Raw genomic sequence first — 21,150 nt, 5'->3', positions numbered from 1 at the left:
GTTACGCCGCCGCCTCGACCGCGGCGACGATGCCGTCGACGGTGTCCGACAGCAGCGCCGCGTCCTCGCATTCCGCCATCACCCGGATCAGCGGCTCGGTCCCCGACTTGCGGATCAGCAGCCGGCCCTGACCGGCCAGACGTGCCTCGGCCTCGGCGATCACTTTTCGAACATTCTCGGTCGAAAGAGGCTCTTGCCCGGCAGCATACCGCACATTCTTCAACAATTGCGGCACGGTCTCGAATTGCTGGGTCAGCTCCGAGGCCGGCTGCCCGCTTTCCGCCATCGCGGCGAGGAACTGCAGCCCAGCCATCAGCCCGTCGCCGGTCGTGGCATAGTCGGTCATCACGATATGGCCCGACTGCTCGCCGCCGAGGTTGAAGCCGCCCTCGCGCATCCGCTCGACGACATAGCGGTCGCCGACCTTGGTGCGTTCAAGCCGCAGCCCGCGGCCGGCGAGGAACCGCTCGAGCCCGAGGTTCGACATCACCGTCGCCACCAGCGCCCCGCCCCGCAGCTTGCCCTCTTCCGCCCAGCGGCGGGCGAACAGTGCCATGATCTGGTCGCCATCGGCCACCTGCCCGCGCTCGTCGAGGATCATCACCCGGTCGGCATCGCCATCGAGCGAGATCCCCAGATCGGCGCCATGACGCAAGACCGCCTCGGAGGCCGCCGCGGGATGGGTCGAGCCGCAGTGGTCGTTGATGTTGTGCCCGTTCGGGGTGACGCCCACCGGGATCACCTCGCAGCCCAGTTCCCACAGCACCTCGGGCGCCGCCTTGTAGGCCGCCCCGTTCGCGCAATCGACCACCACCTTCAGCCCGCTCAGCCGGTCGCGCGCCGGGAAGGTGGTCTTGGCATATTCGACATAGCGCCCGACGCCGTCGTCGATGCGCTTCGCCCGGCCGATGTTGTGCGGCTGCGCCGGGCGGATCTCGCCGGCGACGATCGCCTCGATCTCGGCTTCGGCCTCGTCCGACAGCTTGAACCCGTCGGGCCCGAAGAACTTGATGCCGTTGTCCTTGGCGGGGTTGTGGCTGGCCGAGATCATGATCCCCAGATCGGCGCGCATCGAACGGGTCAGATAGCCGACGGCCGGCGTCGGCACCGGGCCGAGCAGCAGCACGTTCATCCCGGTCGAGGTCAGCCCCGCGGTCAGCGCGTTCTCGAGCATGTAGCCCGACAGCCGCGTGTCCTTGCCGATCACCACGCGGTGGCCGTTGCCGGCGTCACGGCGAAAGTAGCGCCCCGCCGCGGCGCCGAGTTTCAGCGCCATCTCGGCGGTCATCGGCCAGCTGTTGGCCTCACCCCGCACCCCGTCGGTGCCGAAAAGCTTGCGCGTCATTGCTCGTACCCTTTCGTGATCGCGTTCCACAGCCGGACGCCCTGGGCGATCTCGGCGACATCGTGCACGCGGTGGATCTGTGCCCCCTGCGCGATCCCGGCGAGCGTCACGGCCAATGTGCCGGGCATCCGCGCCTCGGCGGTCTCGCCCCCCGCGACGGTGCCGATGAAGCGCTTGCGCGACACGCCCAGAAGGATCGGGCAGCCGAGCCCGTGAAACAGGCCAAGACCGCGAATGAGCGCCAGATTGTGCGCCACGGTCTTGCCGAAGCCGATGCCCGGGTCGACGACGATCTGCTCGCGCGCGATGCCCTGCGCTTCGGCGAGCGCGATGCGCTCCTCGAGATAGTCATAGACGTCGAGCAGCACGTCGCCATACTCGGGGTCGTCCTGCATCGTCTCGGGCAGGCCCTGCGCGTGCATCAGACAGATCGGCAGGCCGGTGATGGCCGCCAGTTCCGCCATCGCCGGGTCGAATTCCATCGCCGAGACGTCGTTGAGCATCTCAGCCCCGGCCTCGACCGCGGCATCGGCGACCAGCGCCTTGCGGGTGTCGATCGAGATCGGCAGCGGGAAATCCTCGTCGCGCAGCGCGGCAATCACCGGGGCGGTGCGGTCGATCTCCTCGTCCTCGGGCACTTCCCGCGCGCCGGGGCGGGTGGATTCGCCGCCGATGTCGAGAATGTCGGCCCCGGCCTCGGCCAGCGCGCGGGCATGGTCGAGCGCGATCTCCTCGTCGTCATAGCGGCCGCCGTCCGAGAAACTGTCGGGGGTGACGTTCAGAATCCCCATGATCCGCGGCGCATCCATGCTCAGCCCGGCGACCGGGCGGCGCGGCGCGCACAGCCGCTCGGCCACCTCGGGCGGCAGATGAGTGGCGGGCAGGATTTCGCTTTCGCCGCCGCGGCCGAGGACTTCGACCTCGGTGAACCAGCACCAGCCACCGGCAAGCGGCAGGGCGCCTTCGGGGCGGACGGCATCGGTCTGGACGAGCGGGCGGTAATACGGACGGGTCATGCCGTTCCTATCGCCCGCGCAGCCCGGCTTGGCAAGCCGTCAGACCGGCACCCGGACAACCGGCACGCGGCTTCCTGCCGGGGCTGAAACATCCCCGTGAAGTTCCAGCCGCAGCGCCGCGCTCTGCTCGGCCAGCCACAGCGCCAGCGCCACCGCGTCGCGCGCCGGCCCCTTCGGGCCGTCGACCGCATCGAGCACGATCTTCGAGGGCGCCCAGACCACCATCTCGCCGTTGCGCATCGCCCAGTCGATCTCGGTGCGGGTGGCGACGACCATGCAGCGCCGGTCGCGCGCAGCGAGCCGCCAGGCGTTCTGCTCGATCGCCAGAAGGTCGATGCGGCGCTGCGTCGGGCGCTGCCCGGTCTCGGGCACCGGGGTGTCCGGCAGACCGACGGCCAGGATCACCGGCGCGCCCGAGGCCGCCAGCCGGTCGAGCCGCGCGGCAAGGTCGGGCGCCGCGATCGCGGCATTCGTCAGATAGGCCACCACCGGGTGCAGCGCCTCGGCCCCCTGCCCGTCATGCGCCGCAACCGGCACCGAGGCGCGCGAGCGCACGATCTCGACGCCAAGCGCCCCCGGGCCGCGGTCGAGCTTTTCGATCCGGACGAAGACGCGCATCGCCTGCGGTTCGGCCAGGATGCGTTCGGCCACGCGCTCGGCCAGCGTCTCGAGCAGGTTCAGCCGCTCCGCTGCCAGCTCGGCCGCAATCGCCTCGGTGATCCGGTCATAGCTGAGGATGCGGTCGACGTCGTCATCGAGCGGCGCCGGTGCCGGGCGCACCTCGACGACGACGTTGAAACGCAGCCGCTGGCCGTGGCCGCGCTCCTGCTGGAAGGCGCCGATATCGGCGGTGACCACATGGTCGCGCAACGAGATCCGGTCGCGCGGATCGGCCGAGGCGGAGGCAATCGCCCGCTCTTCGGGATGGGCGAAGGCCAGCGAGGTGTCGGAGGTGGGATCGGGTGTCATCGGCGTCCTGTGCAGTCACGCCCCGCCGTTATAGAAACGGGGCAGGCAAAGGCCCACCCCGAAACGTCATTCTTCAGGCCTGAAACGACCCCACCTCAGTTCGAGGCAGTCTGGATCGGCCGGCGATAGAACAGATGTGCGCCGATCGACGCGGTATTGACGAAGCGGTTCGACCAGCTCGGGCGGACGCTGCGGGCGTGGAAGAAAGTCGCGCCGTCGGTCAGGCTGCGCGGCATCCCGTCCAACATCGCCCGCGCGACCTTGGCGACCTGCTCGTAGGTCGCGTCGCGGCGCACCGCATCCGAACGGCCGTCACAGGCCCAGCTGAACTGGCAACTGCCGCCGCTGCGCTGATGCACGACACCGCAGATGGTCTGGGGAAACCGGCCGTCGTCGACACGGTTGAGGATCACCTCGGCCACCGCCTGCTGGCCTTCGACGCTTTCGCCGCGGGCCTCGTGATAGAGGGCGCTGGTGAGGCACTGGAACTGCTGGTCACCGCCGGCAGGCACCGGCTGGGCAGCGATCCAGTCCTCGGTGAGGACCCCGGGGGCTTCCCCGGCCTTCGGCCGCGGCGCGGTGGTGATTGCCGTGATCCGGCTCGCCGGAACCGAATCGAACCCGCTGCGTTCCCGGGACAGAAGCGCGACAAGGCTCGACGGGGCGAAGCCGGGCTGCACAGTCCCGATGGGGTCATTTGACTGGCTTACCGTAACTTCGGCACGCAAGCCTCCGGCGAGGGCAAGGAGGAGCAGGGCTCCACCCGTCCAGCTTTTCAGCACTGACATGTGTATCTTCCGATAAGGACGTCGCCCCGACAAACGTCAGGACCCGGCGCTCATAACCCACAAGGGTGCGCCGCGTCTACCTACCGATTTAAAAACAAGCACTTGCTTCCGCCTTCACGGCGGAATTCCGCTGATTGGCGGCCCGAATCACCCCCGAGCCACTTTTCTGTGAGTAGTCCCGCGCCAGACGAAACGCCAGTGAAATCAGCGCCAAAACGCAAGATCAGGGCCCCGGGCGATGCTTCGGCGCAAGAAGGGCGAAATGTGCGGCAGCAAGACGCGCAACCGGCACCCGAAAGGGCGAACAAGAGACGTAATCGAAGCCCGCAGCACGGCAGAAGGCGATCGATTCGGGGTTGCCGCCATGCTCGCCGCAGACCGAAATCGTCACGTCTGGGCGCGCTCCCTTACCCCGCGCGGCACCGATCAGCAGCAGTTCCCCCACCCCCTCGACGTCGAGAATGTGGAACGGGTCCTCGGCAAAGACCCCCTGGTTGACATAGGTCGACATGAAGCGCCCGGCGTCGTCGCGCGACAGGCCATAGGTCATCTGCGTCAGGTCGTTGGTGCCAAAGGACAGGAAATGCGCGTGCTCGGCGATCTCGCCCGCCCGCAGCGCGGCGCGCGGCGTCTCCACCATCACGCCGAGGCGATAGGTGAACTCGGCCTTCATCTCGGTGCGCACGGCCGCCGCCACCGCGTCGATCCGGGTCTTGACGATCTCGACCTCGCGCGCGGCGGACACCAGCGGGATCATCACCTCGGGCACCACCTGGGCGCCGCGCCGGCTGGCCTCGACCGCCGCCTCGAAGATCGCGCGGGCCTGCATATCGTAGATCTCGGGCACGGTCACACCAAGGCGCACGCCGCGCATGCCGAGCATCGGGTTGAATTCGGACAGCGCCTCGCAGCGCCGCGTGACCTCGCTCAGCGGCCGGTCGAGCGCCTCGGCCAGCTCGCGCATCCCCTCGCGGTCATGCGGCAGGAACTCGTGCAGCGGCGGGTCGAAGAGGCGGATGCAGACCGGCTGGCCCGCCATGATGTCGAAGAGCGTGATGAAGTCGGCGCGCTGCATCGGCAGCAGCCGTTCCAGCGCGATGCGCCGGTCATTCGGCGTGTCGGCAAAGATCATCTCGCGCATCAGCGTCAGGCGATCCTCGTCGAAGAACATGTGTTCGGTGCGGGCAAGGCCGATGCCCTCGGCCTCGAACATGCGCGCGGTGCGGGCATCCTCGGGCGTGTCGGCATTCGCCCGCACGCCGATGTCGCGCACATTGTCGGCCCAGTGCAGCAGCGTGCGGAAGCCGTCGTCAAGCGCCGGCTCCAGCATCTCGGCCGCGCCTGCCAGCACCTCGCCATTGGTGCCGTCAACGGTAATCACGTCGCCTTCGCGGAAGATCCGGCCGCCGGGCGCGCGCATCACCCTTTCGCGGGTGTCAATCGAAATGTCTGCGCAGCCCGCGATGCAGGGCAGCCCGAGGCCGCGCGCGATCACCGCGGCATGGCTGGTCATGCCGCCGCGCTCGGTCAGCACGGCGACGGCCGCGTGCATGCCACGGATGTCCTCGGGCGCGGTCTCGCGGCGCACCAGGATGCAGGGCTCGTCGCGCGCCGCCGAGGCCTGGGCGGCGGCGGCGGTGAAGACGATGCGGCCGGTGGCAGCACCGGGGCTTGCCGCGATACCGCGGGCAAAGCGGTCGCGCGCCCCGCGCGGGTCGACCTGATAGTGCAGGAGCTCCGACAGCGCCCGCGGCTCGACCCGAAGCAGCGCCTCCTCACGGCTGATGATGCCGTCCTGGGAGAGCGCCACGGCGATCTTCACCGCCGCCCGCGCCGAGCGCACCACCCGCACCGCGTCGATCACCGAGACCCGCCCGCCCTCGACCGCGAATTCGATCTGCATCTCCTCGCGCAGCTTCGCCCGGCAGGCGAGGCCATAGCCCTGCAGCTCGGCGAAGACCTCGGGCGAGGCCTCCTCGAGCGAGGCGCCGCGCGGGTCGCGGGTGAGGTAAAGCGTCTCGACCGAGGCCTTGCGGCCCTGGCTCTGGCCGCGGAAGCGGCCGGTGATGCGGCGCGCGCCGGTGACGCCATCGGCGAATTGCATCGTGCCCGAGCCCGACAGCCCCGGCCCGATGCCAAGCGCCATGCGCTGCACCAGAAGGCCCAACGCCGCCTCGAGCGGCGCGCCCTTCGCCTGCCGCAGGAGCCGCGCCGTCGTCCCCTCCCAGGCCCGCGCCATCGAGCGCAGCACCTCGCCGAGCTGCCGCGCGGGCGATTGCGGGAAGTCCTCGTCGGTCTCGGCGCGATAGGTCGCCAGTGCCGAGCTGAGCGCCCCCGGCCCCGGCTCGTCATGGAACATGTCGGGATCGAGCCGCGCGACATGGGTCGCGTAATTCTGCACGAAGCGCAGATAGAGCGCGTCGGCCGCCTCGCGCCCGTGGCTGTCGGTCAGCCGCGCGTGCATGGCATCGTTCATGCCGACGTTCAGCACCGTCCCCGGGCCGCCCCACTCGGGGTTTTCCGGGCTCGAGCGCACCGAGACGAGGAAATCCGGCCCGAAGACCGCAGCCAGTTTCTCGGTGTCAGGCAATTGCCCGGCGACGATCGCGCGCACCGTCTCCGAGGGCAGCGCCACGGTCTGCGGCACCGGCAGATCAAGCCGGATCAGGCGTTGCAGGCACTTCGCCCGCCAGCCATGGCGCGCGACACTGACCTGCGCCGAGGGCGTCAGTTCGACAAATTCAGCGAAATTCGCATGTTTCTGCATTGCAGCAATCCCCCGGTCCCCCGCAGGATATGCGGAAACGCGCCCCGTGCAAGTGCGACGATCAGGTAACGGACGCAACGTCGGTGCCGCCACGTCAGCCAGAGCCTGGAAAAGCCCGCCCGGTCGCCCGGACGGGCGCGGGCTCAGATCAGCCCCTCGGCGCGCAGCGCCGCCTGTGCGGCCGGCCGCGCCATCACCCGCGCGCGCAGAGCGAGCGCCTTCGGGCAGGCCGACAGGTCGAGCTTCAGCGCCAGCCCCCAGCCGAGGATGGTGGCGACATAGGCGTCGGCCTGGGTGAAATCGGGGCCGAGCCAATAGCCCTCGCCCGCCGGCATCATCGCCTCGAGCTCGCCCAGACGACGGCTCACCCGCGTCATCACCATCGCCCGGGTCTCCTCGGACATGTTCGGGGCGAACAGCCCGCCCACCGCCGCGTGCAGGTCCGAGCAGAAGCCGAGCGCCTCGTGCAGCCGCGCCCGCGCGATCGTGCCGCAGGCGGGTTTCAGCGCGGCAATCTGCGACAGATCGCCGAGATAGGGCAGGATCGCCGCGTTCTGGGTCAGCACCGTGCCATCGTCGAGCTCGAGCGCCGGCACCGCGCCGCGCGGGTTGATCTCGAGGTAATTGCGCCCGCCGGCGGTCACCTTGCCCTTCAGGTCGACCATCTCGGTCTCGAACGGCACGCCCATCTCGCACAGCACGATATGGGAGGCGAGCGAACAGGCGCCGGGCTTGTAGTAGAGTTTCATCGTCCATCCTCGGAAAACAGGTCGTGCTCCCGATCTAGCAGGCTCGCGCCCCACGGCAACGGCAACCGCCCCCGGTGCGCTCCGGGGGCGGTGAATGTCCTTGCGTCACTCGGCAAGGTCGGGCGAGACCTTCCAGTCACGCAGCTTGTAGACGGTGCCCGGCCGCGGGAAGGGCGTGTCCGACTTCTCGCGCAGGCGCCGCTTGAACGAGTGGATCGGCGTCGCGCGGTCGTCGATGCGGATCTCGACCACCGAGGGGCCGTCATGGGCGAAGGCGCGATCCAGCGCCGGGCCGATCTCGTCGGGGGTCTCGACATAGATCCCCAGCAGGCCAAGCGCCGCCGCCGCCCCGGCATAGCCCGGCTTCACGCTTTGCGTTTCCAGCACCGCCGATTGCACGTTGTTGAAGTAGAGCTCCTGCCACAGCTGGATCCAGCCGAGCTTGCCGTTGTTGATGACCACGTTGACGATCCGCTGGCCGTATTGCGCCTGCGTCGCAAGCTCGCCCACCGTGTAGGAAAAGGCGCCGTCGCCCGCCACCGTGACGATGCGCGCATCGGGCCGCACCGCCGCCGCGCCGATCGCCGCGGGCACCGAATAGCCAAGCCCGCCCTGCCCGCGCGCGAACAGGAACTGCCGCCCCGCCCGCTTCGCCGGGATATAGCCCGAGATCCAGCCCGCCGAGAACGAGGCATCCGAGACCACGATATCCTCTGCGCCCAGCCGGCGCGCGATCTCGTCCATCACCCGCGGCGGCTGGATCGGCATCCGGTCGCTCTCGATCTCGGCGCGCTTGTCGGCGTCGCAGGCGGCCTTCACCTCGGCGATGCGGGCGCGCCATTCGGGATGGGCCGGGATCTCGACGAGCGCCGCGTCGATCGCCGCCATCGTCTCGCGCACATCGCCGAGCAGAGCCACCGTCGGGCGGAAGGTACGGCCATGTTCCAGCGGGTCGGCGTCGATGGTGATCGTCGCCTGCTCGGGCAGCGGCAGCGACCAGTTCATGCCGGTGTTCTGGCTGACCTTGGAGCCGCACCAGATCACCAGATCGGCCTCGCGGACGAGATCGATCGCCGCCTTCGAGCCGAGCGGGTTCAGCACCCCCGCCGCATAGTCGCGGGTCTCGGGGACCGAGCCCTTGCCCGAGAGCGAGGTGACGACCAGCCCGTCGAGCCGGTCGGCGAAGGCGGTCACCTCGGCCGTCGCCTCGGATCCGTGCACGCCGCCGCCGCACACGAGGGCCGGCCGCTTCGCGCGCCGGATCAGCGCCGCGGCGCGGGCGATCTCGCCATGCGGGGCGCAGCTGCGCAGATAGGGGATCTGCCGGGCGCGGTCGTCGACGCGGATCTTCAGCACCTCCTCGTCCCATTCGGCATCGAAGATGTCATGCGGGATGATCAGCGCGACCGGCCCCGGCCGCGGCGCGGTGGCGATGCGGAAGGCGGTGCGGATCAGCTCGGGCAGCGCGGTGACCGAGGGGACGAGGAACGCCTCCTTGGTGCAGGTCTTGAAGAAGGAGAGCTGGTCGAAGCCCTGGCTCGCGATGCCCTTCTCCTTCAGCGGCAGCCAGTCGAGCGGCAGCTCGCCGATGATGCCGATCATCGGGATCGAGGCGTTCAGCGCCTCGAGGAAGCCCGCGGGCAAGAGGTTGGCGCCGGGGCCCACGGTGACGTCGCAGATCCCGGGCTTGCCGGTCAGCCGCGCATAGGCGTCGGCAGCATAGGCGGCGTTGCGTTCGTCGCGCATCAGGATGTGGCGGATGCGGTCGGTGCGGCGCGAGATCCCGTCGTGCAGCGCCGTGGTCTGCCCGCCGGGCATGCCGTAGACATACTCGACCCCGTATTGCGCCAGCGTTTCCGCAATGAGGTCACCGATATGAGCCATGATCTTTCCTTTCGTCAGGCATCGTTGGGCCGTGCCGCGGCGCAGGGCGCGCCGCAGCCGGCAGGAGGCAAGGTCGTGAGTGGTGTGTGGTCGGCCCGGGATCAGGCGGGCACGGCGGCCGGGGGCGCCGCCACCGGCGCGGGGCTGGCCCGGCTGCGCGCCGCCATCCGGTGCATCAGCGGCCGCAGCGCGGCATGGGTTTCAAGGTAAAGGTCAAGCTGCGCGCGGAACTGCACGGTGCGTTCGGGGTCCGGGTGCACCTCGTCGCGGATGCGCACCATCCGCTCCGCCGCCGTCTCGAGCGTGGGATGCAGCCCCGCCCCCACCGCCGCCGAGATCGCGGCCCCGAAGGCGGTGGCGTCGCCCACCTCGGGGATGCGCAGCGGCGTGCCGGTGGCGTCGGCGTGCATCTGCACCCAGAAGGGCGAGCGCAGCGCTCCGCCCGCCAGCGTCATGCTGTCGACGGCAAGGCCCCTGGCACTCAGCCGGCCGAGGATGTTCGCGGTGCCAAGCGCCACCGCCTCCATCAGCGCCCGCGTCACATCGGCGCGCGAATGCTTGAGCGTCAGCCCCCAGATCGCGCCTTGCAGGTCGTAATCGGTGAAGGGGTTGCGATTGCCCTGCCAGAAGTCGAGCACCACGAGCCCGTTCGCCCCTGCCGGCGCCGCCTCGGCCTCGGCCAGCAACGGCCCATAGCCGTCGCCCGCCTCGTGCAGAAGGTCATGCCACCAGCGCAGGATCGCCCCCGACGAGACCTGCCCACCCTCCATCACGAAGCGGCCGCGGGTGACGCAATCGGGATGCGGGCCGAAGAGGCCCTCGGTCTCGACATCCTCGGCCACCACCGGCAGCACCAGATGCGAGGTGCCGGTGATGAGGGCGGTCTCGCCCGGGCGCAGGGTGTTGAGCCCGACCATCGCGACATAGGCGTCGGTGCCGCCCGCCACCACCAGCACATCCGCGGGAAGGCCAGTCTCGGCCGCGGCCGCAGCGCAAAGCGGCCCGATCGGATCGCCGAGCGCGGGCATCTCGGCGGGGAACCGCGCGGTGATGCCCTGAAGCCCGATCGCGCTCAGGAAATCCTCGGGCCAGCCGCCGGCGCGCGGGTCATAGAACCAGCGGTTGATCGTCAGGTTCTGCCCGAGCGTGAGCCGGCCCGACAGCTTCAGCGCCAGATAATCGGCCATCTCGACGAACCAGCGGGTGCGGGCGAACCGCTCGGGCGCCTCTTCGCGCAGCCACAGGATCTTCGGCAGCGCGGTCTCGGCGCTGACCCCGGCGCGCGAGCGGCGCAGCGCGGCATGGCCCGTCGCCTCGATCCGGTGCGCCTGCGGCGAGGCGCGGTTGTCCATCCACAGGATCGCCTCCGCCACCGGCTCGAGATCGGCATCAAGCGCGACCAGCGTGCTCGAGGTGCCGTCGGCACAGATCGCGGCGATGCGGGCGGGGTCGATCCGGGCGCGCTCGACCGCCTCGCGGATCGCGCCGCAGGCCGCGCGCCACCAGTCCACTGGCGCCTGCGTCGCCCAGCCCGGGCGCGGGTAATGGGTTGGGTAGTCGCGCGTTGCCATGGCAAGCACCTGCCCCGCCGCGTCGCACACCAGCGCCCGCGCGCCGCCCGTGCCGCAATCGAGCCCGATGGTGATGTCACGCGCCATCGGCATGCCCTCCTGCCCCGTGGTGGCGCGCGGCCAGCGTCGCAACCGCGAGCCCGATCAGCAGCAGCGCCCCCTGGATGATCTGGCGCTGGTAGTCAGGCAGGCCAAGCAGCGCCGTGCCGCTGAACAGCACCCCGATGAAGAGCGTCGCGGTGAGCGTGCCAAGGATGTTCGGCTTGCCGACGCGCACCATCATGCCGCCAAGCAGCACCACGGTGAGCCCGTTGATCAGATAGGGCCCGCCGATCATCGGCTGCCCCGAGGCGAGATGCTCGGCGAGCAGCACACCCGCGGCGGCGGCACTCACCCCCGACAGCGCGAAAAGCAGCACGCCAAGCCCCACCACCGGCACGCCGACGCTGCGCACCGCGGCCTCGTTCTGCGCCATGGCGTAGATATAGCGCCCCATCGCCAGCCGCTCCTGCACGAACCAGGCCAGCGCCGCGATCAGCAGGACGGGCACCACCACCGGCGGCACCGCGCCGCCCAGCACCGGATCGAGCAGCGGCGCCAGCGGCCCCGGCGCCTCGATCCGGATCACCGTGCCCTTGCCAAGCGCCGCCGCGATCGAGGCGCAGATCCCCGCGGTCGAGATCGTGACGATCAGCGCCGGCAGCCGCATCGCCGAGACGAGAAGCCCGTTCACCACGCCGACGACGAGGCCCGCCGCCAGCGCCGCACCGATCGCCGCGCCCCAGCCCCAGCCCTGCGCCAGGCTCCAGGCGCAGAGCATGTTGGCGAGCGCCGCGACCTGCATGAAGCTGACGTCGATCTTGCCCGCGGCGATCACCCAGGTCAGGCCCAGCACCATCACCGCCATCACCGAGAAGGATTTCAGCACCGCCGCGATATTGCCGGCATCGAGGATCTGCGGCCGCACGCTTGCCACCGCGAGGGTCAGCACCACCACCGCCGCCGGCAGCCACAGATCGGTGGTCAGCCGCGCCATGCGCCGGCGCAGGGTGCCGCCCGGGCGGGTCGTCTTGTCGATATAGGTCATGGTCATGCCCTGTTCTCCGATTTCCGCGCCGCGCGCGGGCGCAGCAGGCCAAGCCCGGTGATCCACTCACGCAGGCTGTCCGAAAAGGCGATCACGCCGCCCAGAAGGATCAGGCTGACGACCCCGTCGCTGTAGTAGTAGGGCACCCCCATCAGCGCGAAGCCGTCGAGCAGCATGGTGATCAGCAGTATCCCCCCGAAGGTGGCGACGACCGAGGTCCCGCCCATCACCGCGGCACCGAGGAACACCCCGGCATAGGCCGGCATCATCAGGTTCGCGCCCTTGTTGGTCTCGGCATTGCCCGATTCCGCGAGGATCAGCAGCACCGCCAGAACCGTGCACAGCGCGCACAGCACATAGGCGAGCGCCACGAAGCGCCGCGTCGCGATACCCGAGAAATGCGCCGCAATCGGGTTCTCGCCGGTGGCATAGAAGGCCATGCCGGTGCGGGTGCGGCTCATCACGAACCAGGCCGCGGCATAGACGGCGAGCAGGATCCACAGCGACACGCCAAGCCCCAGCAGCCGGGCATCGTTGAGGTCGGTGATGCCGCTCTGGAAGAAGTTCTGGAAGATCGAGCGCCCGCCCGTGTAGAGGAACGCCAGCCCGCCGCAGATCGAGCCGACGGCGATGGTGGTGACGATGTCGGGCAGCTCGAAATAGCTGATCGCGATGCCAGAGACGGCGCCCAGCACCGCACCGAGCGCCAGCCCGCCCATGATCGCCGCCCAGAGCGGCAGACCGGCGGCGATCAGCGCCCCCATCGACATCGCCGCAAAGGCCGCGATGCCGGCGATCGACAGATCGAACTTGCGCACGATCACCACGAAGGTGAGGCCAAGCGCGGCAAGCCCGTTCGCCGCCATGTGCCGGGCGATGCCGTTCAGGCTGGCGTGGCTCAGAAAGCGCGGCTCGATCAGCGCGAAGACCGCGCCCACCCCCAGCACCAGCGCGACAAAGCCCAGAACCCGGGCCGCGCCGCGGAAATGATCGTTCAACCGGCTCATGCCGCAACCTCCCCCATGATCCCCGCCATCAGCAGGTCGTCGCGGCTGAAGCCGCGTGCCGCCGGCGCCACCAGACGCCCCTTGTGCAGCGCCACGGTGCGGTCGGCGACGCCGTGCACCTCGTCGCAGTCGCTCGAGATCACCACCACCGCGGCGGTCCGGGCGAGCGCACGCATCTGCGCATAGATCTTCGCCCGCGCGCCGATGTCGACGCCGACCGTGGGCTCGACGAAGATGTAGATGTCGGCCTGGCTGTAGAGCCCCTTCGCCAGCACGATCTTCTGCTGGTTGCCGCCCGAGAAGCCGCTTGCGGGCGTGGTCAGGCTTGGCGGATGCAGCGCCACCTGGCGTGTCAGCTCCTGCGCATCGCGGCGCAGCCTTCCGCGGCGCAGTGCCCAGAACCCGCCCGAGGCGCGGCGCAGGTTGGCGAGCGGCACGTTGAACAGCGCCGGCCGGCTCAGCGCCAGCCCCTCGCTGCGCCGGTCGCCCGGCACGAGGAAGATCCCGGCATCGAGGGCCGCGCGCGGCGAGCGCAGCGCCACCTCGCGGCCATGCACGCGGATCGTGCCGCGCGCGGCCGGCAGCGCGCCGAAGATCGTCTTCGACAGCTCGTCGCAGCCCGAGCCCACCAGCCCGAAGATGCCGAGGATCTCGCCGCGCCGGGCCTGCAAGGTGATGTCGGTGAATTCATGCGGCCGGCCCAGCCCCTCGAGCTCGAGCAGAGCCTCGCCCGCGGGCGCCCCGGCCTTCGGCGGGAACACGTCCCCCACCGCCTCGCCCAGCATCAGCTCGGCCAGCGACACCCGGCTTTCGCGCGCCTCGGCGACGCTCATCCGCGCCACGCAGGTGCCGGCACGGAACACCGAGAAGCTGTCGGCGATGGCAAAGACCTCTTCCAGCTGGTGGGTGATGTAGATGATCGAGATGCCGCGGGTCTTGAGCTGATTCATCAGCGCGAAGAGGTCCTCGCGCTCGACCTCGGTGAGCGTCGAGGTCGGCTCGTCGAGGATCAGCACGCGGATGCCGTCGACGGCGAGCGCCTGCAGGATCGCCACCGCCTCGCGCTCGACCGCGGACATCTGTCCGACCTCCTGACGCAGGTCGAGCGGCACGGCAAAGCGCGCCAGCAGCGCCTCGGCCCGGGCCTCGAGCCCGGCGCGGTCGATGCGGGCGAAAAGGCCGCGCCCGGCGGTCTCGCGGCCGAGGAAGATATTGTCGAGCCCGCTCATGTCGGCCACGAGCTCGGGGTGCTGCTGCACCGTCGCGATGCCGGCGCGGATCGCGTCCTCGGGGGTGCGGAAATGCACCTCGCGGCCGGCGACGGTCAGCGTGCCGCCGTCTTTCTGGATGATCCCCGAGAGGATCTTGATGAAGGTGGATTTTCCCGCGCCGTTGATGCCGAGCAGGGCGTGCACCTCGCCCGGCCCGACGTGGAAATCCACGCCGCGCAGGGCCTGCACCGGGCCGAACCGCTTCGACACATCGGACGCCGTCAGAACGGGCGTTGCCATGGCTTCAGTTCCTCATGTTGCGTTTGCGGGCCGCGGGCGGGGGTCTCCCGCGGCCCGGCCCGGGTCAGAGCGCGCGGGTCCAGCCCAGCTCTCCGGCGCGCCCCGGCACGTCGTAATCGTCGGGAATGCCGTCCTTCAGCATGTCGTGGGTCACGGCATAGGTCGGGGTGATCACCAGCCGCGGCGTCTTGCGCCCGGCCAGTGCCTCATGCGCATAGAAGACGCTCGCATAGGCCATCTCGTAGAAGCTCTGTGCCATCGACAGCTTCAGCGGCGTATCGGCGGCGATGTAGTTGAAGGCCTGCGAACCGCCGTCGATGCCGGTCAGGATCAGATCGGCCCGCCCCGCGGCGCGGGCGGCAAGCGTGCCCTCGACCGAGGCGCCGTCCCAGGCGCACCAGATCGCGTTGACGTCCGGGTTCGAGGTCAGGATGTTGTCGACCGCCTGACGCGGCGTGACGTTGCCGGCCAGCGCAAAGGCCCATTCGGTGACGATCTCGATCTCGGGATAGCGGCGCAAGGTCCATTCCATGCCGAGCGTGCGCTGATCCCAGCTTTCGTTTTGCGGCAGCATGACGCGGGCGATCTTGCCCTTGCCGTTCAGCGCCTTGCAGATGAACTCGGCGGAATACTGGCCCATGCCGAAGTTCGACGACATCGCGGTGGTGGTGACCATCGCGCCCGGCACCGAGCTGTCGGCGCAAAAGACCGGGATCCCCGCAGCGATCGCGCGCTGCACCGCCGGGGCGATCGCCACCGCATCGGCCGGGGTGACGAAGAGCGCCTCGGGCTTCGAGGCGACGAGCGAGTCGATCTGGTCGGACTGCACCCGCGCGTCGAAGCCGGCGTCGGTGGTGGTCAGGGAACCGCCCAGCTCCTTCACCGCGGCGTTGAACCCGTCCTGCAGGTGGCGCCCCGAGTCATAGGTCGTCCAGCCGAGCGAGGCGGCGAACTTGCGGTCGGCGGCAGCGGCGCGCATCTCGCGCGGCCAGAGCGCGGCAGAGGCGGCAAGCGTCGCGGCCCCCGTCAGGAAGGCACGGCGGCCAAGGCCCGCGCCGGTGAATTCTTCGGTCATGTCGTCTCTCCTCCACTGTTGCACCGCCCTGTTCCCGGGCGGAGTCCTCGGCCGGCGCCCGCAAGGCGCCCGCCCGTCGTCAACACAGCGCCGCGACCGTCCTCCAGCGGTCGTAGGCCTGTGCGTAACCGTCGGCATGGGCTGGCTCGGGGCCGATCGCCTCGCGCAGCGCCGGGCGGCGGAGCACAGTGCCCGGCGCGGCCCCGCTCGCCGCGATCATGCCGAGCCGCGCCGCACCGAAGGCCGCGCCAAGCGCGCCGGTGCGCGGCACGTCAAGCTCGACTCCGAGCGAGGTCGCGATCATCGCGAGCCAGGGGCGCGAGCGCGAGCCGCCGCCGATCGCCAGCAGCCGGCGCAGCTCGGAGCCGCCCGAGCGGAAGGCGTCGGCGCATTCGCGCAGCGCGAAGGCCACGCCCTGCATCACCGCCTGCGCCATCGCCAGATCGTCGTGCTGATGCGCCAGGCCGTAGAAGCCGCCGCGCACCGAGGCGTCCGAGCGCGGCGACCAGCAGCCGTCGAGGAAGGGCACGAAGATCAGCCCCGTCGCCGGCAGCGGCGCCTCGCCCAATGCCCGGGCCAGCTCGCCGGGCTCGCGCTTGAGCCGCGCGCCGAGCCAGGTCAGGCAGGAGGTCGCCGACAGCAGCACCGACATCTGGTGCCAGCGGCCGGGGACGGCATGGCACAGCGTCTCGATGGCGAAATCGCCGGCCGGGCGCGGGCTGTCGTTCGCCACGAAGAGCACCCCCGAGGTGCCGAGCGAGACCGTGCCGTCACCATCCTCGATCACCCCGGTGCCGCAGGCGCCGCAGGCGTTGTCGCCGCCACCGCCGGCGATCACCGGGCGGCGGTGCATGCCCCAGCGGGCGGCAAGCTCGCGCCGCAGCCGGCCCGAGACCTCGGTGCCCTCGACCAGCTGCGGCATGTGCGTGCGGTTCAGCCCCGAGGCCTCGAGCATCCGGTCCGACCAGTTCCGCGCCGCCAGATCGACCCACATCGTGCCGCTCGCGTCGGCGAGGTCGGTCGATTTCTCGCCCGACAGCCGCAGCCGCACATAGTCCTTTGGCAGCAAGACCTTGCGGATCTGGCGATAGGTCTCGGGCTCGTGCCGACGCAGCCACAGGATCTTGCTGGCCGTCACCCCGGGCGTCGGCCGGCGCCCGACGCGGGCCACCAGATCGGGCACCCCCGCCATCAGCTCGTCGCATTCGGCGCCGCTGCGGGTGTCGTTCCACAAGATCGCCGGGCGCAGCGGCTGATCGCGTGCATCGAGCACGGTCGCGCCATACATCTGGCCCGAAAGTCCGATCCCCTCGACCGCCGCCATCGCCGCCGGATGCCCGGCCGCAAGGCTGTCGAGCGTCTCGCTCACCGCCTCCCACCACAGTTCGGGGTCCTGCTCCGACCAGCCCGGCCGGTGCCGGCTCACCTCGAGCGGCCGCGAGGAGGCCTCGCCGATCACGCTCTGGGCGTCATCCATCAGAATGCACTTCACCCCCGACGTTCCAAGGTCGATCCCCAGAAACATCGCGTCTCCTCCCTGTTATACGGCCGCCTCCCGTGCGGCCGGTTGGATCAGAGCGCCCCGGGCCTCCACTCCCGGCGCGATTGCGCTCAGGCGCTCTGACGTTTCGGCATCTGTCCTTCCATGTAGCGTTCCAGCGCCGCGACCTCGTCCGGGCTCAGCACGAGGCCCAGCTTCGAGCGGCGGAACAGGATGTCCTCGGCGCTGCGCACCCATTCGTGCGCACGCATGTAGTCGACCTCGCGCGCGGTCAGACCGCCGCCGAAGGCCTCGCCCAGATCGGCACGGCTGCGGGCCCCTCCCAGAACCCGTCGCGCCCGCGATCCGTAATAGCGCAGCAGCCGCGTCGCCTCGGCCTGGCCCAGGAAACCATAGTCCGCGCGCAGCGCGTCGCGCTCGGCGTCGAACGCCAGCGGCGCGAAGTCCCCGCCCGGCAGCGCCTTCTGCCCGGTCCATCCCGCCGGCAGCCGCGGGCCTCCCTCAGGATCTCCGAGGCACGAAGCAATGCGCTCCAGCGCCGATTCGGCAAGCCGGCGATAGGTCGTGATCTTGCCGCCGAAGACCGAGAGCACCGGCGCCTCGGCCCGGGTGTCGAGTTCGAGCACGTAATCGCGGGTGGCCTTCTGCGCCTCGGAGCTGCCGTCGTCATAAAGCGGACGCACCCCGGAATAGGTCCAGACCACATCGGCGGGCGTGACCGGGCGCTTGAAATAGCTGCTCGCCAGCGTGCACAGATAGGCGATCTCCTCGGGCGAGGCCGCGACCTTGGCCGGGTCGCCCGGATAGTCGCGGTCGGTGGTGCCGATCAGGGTGAAGCGCCCCTCGTAGGGGATGGTGAAGACGATCCGGCCGTCACCGTTCTGGAAGATGAAGCAGCGGTCGTGATCGTAGAGCTTCGGCACGATGATATGCGAGCCCTGCACCTGCCGCACCCGCCCCTTCGGCGGGCGCCGCGCGATGGTGCGCGCGACATCATTCGCCCAGGGACCGCCGGCGTTGATCAGCATCCGCGCCTCGATGACCTCCTCGCGACCGCTCTCGCCGCGCAGGGTGACGCGCCAGCCGCCGCCCGGGCGCGGCTCGGCCTTCGTGCAGCGGGTGCGCACCCGCACCGTCGCGCCACGCTCGACCGCGTCGATGGCGTTCAGGATCACCAGCCGGTTGTCCTCGACCCAGCAATCCGAATACTCGAAGCCAAGCCGCAGCCCGTCGCGCAGCCCCTGCCCGATCGGCCCCGACTTCAGGTCGACGCGCGCGGTGCCGGGCAGCAGCTTGCGCCCGCCGAGGTGGTCATAGATGAACAGGCCAAGCCGCAGCAGCCAGGCCGGCCGCATCCCCTTGCTGTGCGGCAGCACGAAGCGCAGCGGGCGCACGATATGCGGCGCGATGTTCCACAGCACCTCGCGTTCGATCAGCGCCTCGCGCACGAGGCGGAACTCGTGATGCTCGAGATAGCGCAGCCCGCCATGCAGCAGCTTGGTCGAGGAGGACGAGGTCGCGCCACCGAGATCGCCCTGCTCGCACAGGACCACCGAATAGCCCCGCCCGACCGCGTCGCGCGCGATGCCGCAGCCGTTGATGCCGCCGCCGATGATGAACAGATCGACCATGTCAGGCATCGGCCGCCTCCGGCACCCGCGCGCCAAGGATCCGCTCGGCGATCTCGACGAACCCCGCGCCCCCTTCCGAGGCGGCGACGAAGGCCGGCGGCGTGAAGCTGCCCGGCGCGAAGTCGCGCACATTCGCCACGCCGCAGCTGTTCGGGAAGAAGCCGAACATCGGCCCGTCGTTCGGGCTGTCGCCGGCAAAGATCACCCGCGCCCGCTCGGCGTCGATGTCGAGCCCGAGGATGTCGCGTGCGAAGATCCGGGTCATCGACAGCTTGTCGTAGTCGCCGAACCAGCCGTTCACATGGATCGACGACAGTTTCGCCACCGCCCCCGCCTCGGCGAAGATGTCGAGGATGCGCTGCACCTCGGCCTCGGGCAATGCCGGCACGTCCTCGCAGAAGTCGATGGCGAGATCTGCCTCGCGGTAGAGCTGATCCGAGGCGATCCCCGCCCCCGGCACCTCGCGCAGGATCCGCTCGCGCAGCGCGCTCAGCCGGGCGCGGTTCGCCTGACGCTCGGCCTCTGGCGCGAAGAAGCGCTGCCGCATCACCCGCGCCGTGCGGTCATAGCTGAAGTAGAAGGCGCCGTTCTCGCCCACCACCCCGGCGACCGGCCAGAACCGGGCGATCATGTCGCACCAGCCCGCCGGGCGGCCGGTGATCGGCACCACCGCAAGCCCGGCCTGCGCCAGCCGCTCGAGCGCCCCATAGGCGGCGGCGGGCAACTGCCCGTCGGTGGTCAGCGTGTCGTCGATATCGGTCAGCACCGCGACGCAACCGCGCAGCGCGGCCGGGTCGAGCTCGGCAAGCGGTCGCATCAGACTTCCTCCTCGATGAAATCGTCCAGAATGCCGATGTCCTCGGCCAGATCGAGCAGCGAATAGCGGTCGCGCATCTCGCGGCAGTGGCGCAGCGCCTCGATATAGAGGTCGCGGTCGAGGCCGATCTCGGCCGGCGTCGCACCGCCGCCGGCCGCGCGCAGATGCGCCGCCATCTCGTCCGGCGGCAGCATCATCGCGCCGAGCGTCGCGCGCAGTTCGGGCCAGATCGCGGCAAGCTTGGCGTTGAAGGCTTCGGCATCCTCGGCCGTCATCGCCTTCGCCCGGCTCGCGGTCAGGCAATCCTCAACCGCGGCGGCCGGATAGCGCGCCCGGATCGCCGCCTCGTCGGGCTGCCAGGGCCGCAGCCGCGGCGCCTCTTCCATCGCGAGGATCCGCGCCTGCAGCCGCGCCATGGTGACCGAGGCAACGCCGACCTGCTGGCCATGCACCGTGCCCGGATGCCGCGCGCCGGCAAAGCTGTCGATCCAGTGCGAGATCTGATGCTCGCCCATCGAGCCCGGGTGGCTCATCCCCACCACCGCGATGCCCAGCCCGCCGAGCGTCAGCAGCCGCTGCAGGTAGCCGATGGCGTCATGCTCGCGCGCACCAAGCCCGGCGCTGCGCGCCAGAACCGCGGCCTCGTCCTCTTCCTGCAGCAGATAGGGGGCGGTGGCATAGCGCGTGCCCAGCATCACATGCGAGAAATACCAGTCGACCTGCGCGGTGGGGCGGCACAGGCTGTCACCGAGCCCCGCCCCGATCAGGTATTGCGGCGCCGCGGCCGAAACCCCGATGTCGATGAAGACGCCGCGCGCGGCATGCGCCTTCTGCGTCGTCTTCAGCCCGGACTCGAGGGTGATCGAGGCCGTCGACGAGGTGTATCCGTTCATCGAGGGCGCGGTGCCGAAGACGCTGTAGGCCCGCCCGTCGCGGAAGGTCGCGTATTTGCAAAGATCGTTGATCGTGCCCGAACCGACGGCGATCAGCGCCTCGACATCGCGGGTCTCGTCGCTCAGCGCCCGCACCTGCGCCGCGTCGGCATGCGGGTGATCGAGCACGACCAGCCGTGCCGTCGCCCCCATCGCCCGGGCAACCTCGGCCCCCATCGCCTCGGCGGTGTCGGCGTCGCAGACCACGGCATAGCTCCCGGCCCGCATCACCCGCTCGACCAGATCCCGCGCCCCAGCGGCAAACCCGTCGCCGATCTCGATGCAGCGGAACGGCACGGTGACCGCAGCCCCGGTGTCCGGGTCCTGCCAGCGGCCGGTGGTGACGTCTTCGATGAGGGCATTCCAGCCCCCGGTCGCGCTCTCGCGCGCCGTCAGCGGCAAGCTCATCTGCTCCTCCCAAGCAAGTGCTCTCCCTTGATTTGAAAGTTGCCAGATGACTCTGTCATTCGTCAACAACAATTTTCACGTAATGTCGGCAT

16 protein-coding genes are annotated in these 21,150 nt (G+C 70.2%); all 16 read right to left on the bottom strand.

Features of this window, described 5'->3' with window-relative positions:
• Nucleotide 1: 1 nt before the first annotated feature.
• The 16 genes from glmM to EOW65_RS03085 all read right to left on the bottom strand — a co-directional run bounded on the left by glmM (nucleotide 2) and on the right by EOW65_RS03085 (nucleotide 21,058).
• Nucleotides 2-1,345, bottom strand: a complete 1,344-nt coding sequence (gene glmM, locus EOW65_RS03160; RefSeq protein ID WP_128147559.1) for a phosphoglucosamine mutase — start codon at nucleotides 1,343-1,345, stop codon at nucleotides 2-4.
• Complete coding sequence (gene folP, locus EOW65_RS03155; RefSeq protein ID WP_128147558.1) at nucleotides 1,342-2,361, bottom strand: dihydropteroate synthase; 1,020 nt, start codon at nucleotides 2,359-2,361, stop codon at nucleotides 1,342-1,344. The genes glmM and folP overlap by 4 nt, the downstream gene beginning before the upstream one ends.
• A 39-nt stretch (nucleotides 2,362-2,400) precedes the next feature.
• Nucleotides 2,401-3,330: a dihydroneopterin aldolase gene (locus tag EOW65_RS03150; protein WP_128147557.1), complete on the bottom strand. Its 930-nt coding sequence runs from the start codon at nucleotides 3,328-3,330 to the stop codon at nucleotides 2,401-2,403.
• 95 nt (nucleotides 3,331-3,425) lie between these two features.
• Nucleotides 3,426-4,118: a cell wall hydrolase gene (locus tag EOW65_RS03145; protein ID WP_128147556.1), complete on the bottom strand. Its 693-nt coding sequence runs from the start codon at nucleotides 4,116-4,118 to the stop codon at nucleotides 3,426-3,428.
• Nucleotides 4,119-4,341: 223 nt separating this feature from the next.
• Nucleotides 4,342-6,885, bottom strand: coding sequence for a putative PEP-binding protein (locus tag EOW65_RS03140; RefSeq protein ID WP_128147555.1), 2,544 nt, complete (start codon nucleotides 6,883-6,885; stop codon nucleotides 4,342-4,344).
• Between the two features lie 143 nt (nucleotides 6,886-7,028).
• Nucleotides 7,029-7,634, bottom strand: coding sequence for a glutathione binding-like protein (locus EOW65_RS03135; RefSeq protein WP_128147554.1), 606 nt, complete (start codon nucleotides 7,632-7,634; stop codon nucleotides 7,029-7,031).
• A gap of 105 nt (nucleotides 7,635-7,739) precedes the next feature.
• Nucleotides 7,740-9,518: a thiamine pyrophosphate-binding protein gene (locus tag EOW65_RS03130; protein WP_128147553.1), complete on the bottom strand. Its 1,779-nt coding sequence runs from the start codon at nucleotides 9,516-9,518 to the stop codon at nucleotides 7,740-7,742.
• Nucleotides 9,519-9,619: 101 nt separating this feature from the next.
• Complete coding sequence (locus EOW65_RS03125) at nucleotides 9,620-11,176, bottom strand: FGGY-family carbohydrate kinase (protein WP_164879971.1); 1,557 nt, start codon at nucleotides 11,174-11,176, stop codon at nucleotides 9,620-9,622.
• Nucleotides 11,166-12,182, bottom strand: a complete 1,017-nt coding sequence (locus tag EOW65_RS03120; RefSeq protein ID WP_128147551.1) for an ABC transporter permease — start codon at nucleotides 12,180-12,182, stop codon at nucleotides 11,166-11,168. The genes EOW65_RS03125 and EOW65_RS03120 overlap by 11 nt, the downstream gene beginning before the upstream one ends.
• Nucleotides 12,179-13,183, bottom strand: a complete 1,005-nt coding sequence (locus EOW65_RS03115) for an ABC transporter permease (RefSeq protein ID WP_128147550.1) — start codon at nucleotides 13,181-13,183, stop codon at nucleotides 12,179-12,181. The genes EOW65_RS03120 and EOW65_RS03115 overlap by 4 nt, the downstream gene beginning before the upstream one ends.
• A complete protein-coding gene (locus tag EOW65_RS03110) occupies nucleotides 13,180-14,694 on the bottom strand; it encodes a sugar ABC transporter ATP-binding protein (protein WP_128147549.1) in 1,515 nt (504 codons plus the stop codon). Before EOW65_RS03110 ends, EOW65_RS03115 begins: the two co-directional genes overlap by 4 nt.
• A 64-nt stretch (nucleotides 14,695-14,758) precedes the next feature.
• Nucleotides 14,759-15,769 carry a sugar ABC transporter substrate-binding protein gene (locus EOW65_RS03105; RefSeq protein WP_128147548.1) on the bottom strand — a complete coding sequence of 337 codons (1,011 nt, stop codon included), beginning with the start codon at nucleotides 15,767-15,769 and terminating at the stop codon, nucleotides 14,759-14,761.
• A gap of 79 nt (nucleotides 15,770-15,848) precedes the next feature.
• Complete coding sequence (xylB, locus tag EOW65_RS03100; RefSeq protein WP_128147547.1) at nucleotides 15,849-17,294, bottom strand: xylulokinase; 1,446 nt, start codon at nucleotides 17,292-17,294, stop codon at nucleotides 15,849-15,851.
• 86 nt (nucleotides 17,295-17,380) lie between these two features.
• Nucleotides 17,381-18,910 (bottom strand): glycerol-3-phosphate dehydrogenase, encoded by a 1,530-nt coding sequence (glpD, locus tag EOW65_RS03095; RefSeq protein ID WP_128147546.1) that lies wholly within the window; start codon nucleotides 18,908-18,910, stop codon nucleotides 17,381-17,383.
• Entirely contained in the window at nucleotides 18,903-19,718 is an 816-nt protein-coding gene (locus tag EOW65_RS03090; protein ID WP_128147545.1) for an HAD-IIB family hydrolase, read from the bottom strand. The genes glpD and EOW65_RS03090 overlap by 8 nt, the downstream gene beginning before the upstream one ends.
• Complete coding sequence (locus EOW65_RS03085; RefSeq protein WP_128147544.1) at nucleotides 19,718-21,058, bottom strand: sn-glycerol-1-phosphate dehydrogenase; 1,341 nt, start codon at nucleotides 21,056-21,058, stop codon at nucleotides 19,718-19,720. The genes EOW65_RS03090 and EOW65_RS03085 overlap by 1 nt, the downstream gene beginning before the upstream one ends.
• Nucleotides 21,059-21,150 lie beyond the last annotated feature (92 nt).

Source organism: Paenirhodobacter ferrireducens (genome assembly GCF_004022265.1).
Lineage (GTDB): Bacteria > Pseudomonadota > Alphaproteobacteria > Rhodobacterales > Rhodobacteraceae > Rhodobacter > Rhodobacter ferrireducens.
This window is presented reverse-complemented; position numbering and strand designations above follow the sequence as displayed.

What these genes read in the sequence shown, in the direction of transcription:
- glmM (WP_128147559.1), bottom strand. Translation starts at nt 1,345, where the DNA reads ATGACGCGCAAGCTTTTCGGCACCGACGGGGTGCGGGGTGAGGCCAAC.
- folP (WP_128147558.1), bottom strand. Translation starts at nt 2,361, where the DNA reads ATGACCCGTCCGTATTACCGCCCGCTCGTCCAGACCGATGCCGTCCGC.
- EOW65_RS03150 (WP_128147557.1), bottom strand. Translation starts at nt 3,330, where the DNA reads ATGACACCCGATCCCACCTCCGACACCTCGCTGGCCTTCGCCCATCCC.
- EOW65_RS03145 (WP_128147556.1), bottom strand. Translation starts at nt 4,118, where the DNA reads ATGTCAGTGCTGAAAAGCTGGACGGGTGGAGCCCTGCTCCTCCTTGCC.
- EOW65_RS03140 (WP_128147555.1), bottom strand. Translation starts at nt 6,885, where the DNA reads ATGCAGAAACATGCGAATTTCGCTGAATTTGTCGAACTGACGCCCTCG.
- EOW65_RS03135 (WP_128147554.1), bottom strand. Translation starts at nt 7,634, where the DNA reads ATGAAACTCTACTACAAGCCCGGCGCCTGTTCGCTCGCCTCCCATATC.
- EOW65_RS03130 (WP_128147553.1), bottom strand. Translation starts at nt 9,518, where the DNA reads ATGGCTCATATCGGTGACCTCATTGCGGAAACGCTGGCGCAATACGGG.
- EOW65_RS03125 (WP_164879971.1), bottom strand. Translation starts at nt 11,176, where the DNA reads ATGGCGCGTGACATCACCATCGGGCTCGATTGCGGCACGGGCGGCGCG.
- EOW65_RS03120 (WP_128147551.1), bottom strand. Translation starts at nt 12,182, where the DNA reads ATGACCATGACCTATATCGACAAGACGACCCGCCCGGGCGGCACCCTG.
- EOW65_RS03115 (WP_128147550.1), bottom strand. Translation starts at nt 13,183, where the DNA reads ATGAGCCGGTTGAACGATCATTTCCGCGGCGCGGCCCGGGTTCTGGGC.
- EOW65_RS03110 (WP_128147549.1), bottom strand. Translation starts at nt 14,694, where the DNA reads ATGGCAACGCCCGTTCTGACGGCGTCCGATGTGTCGAAGCGGTTCGGC.
- EOW65_RS03105 (WP_128147548.1), bottom strand. Translation starts at nt 15,769, where the DNA reads ATGACCGAAGAATTCACCGGCGCGGGCCTTGGCCGCCGTGCCTTCCTG.
- xylB (WP_128147547.1), bottom strand. Translation starts at nt 17,294, where the DNA reads ATGTTTCTGGGGATCGACCTTGGAACGTCGGGGGTGAAGTGCATTCTG.
- glpD (WP_128147546.1), bottom strand. Translation starts at nt 18,910, where the DNA reads ATGCCTGACATGGTCGATCTGTTCATCATCGGCGGCGGCATCAACGGC.
- EOW65_RS03090 (WP_128147545.1), bottom strand. Translation starts at nt 19,718, where the DNA reads ATGCGACCGCTTGCCGAGCTCGACCCGGCCGCGCTGCGCGGTTGCGTC.
- EOW65_RS03085 (WP_128147544.1), bottom strand. Translation starts at nt 21,058, where the DNA reads ATGAGCTTGCCGCTGACGGCGCGCGAGAGCGCGACCGGGGGCTGGAAT.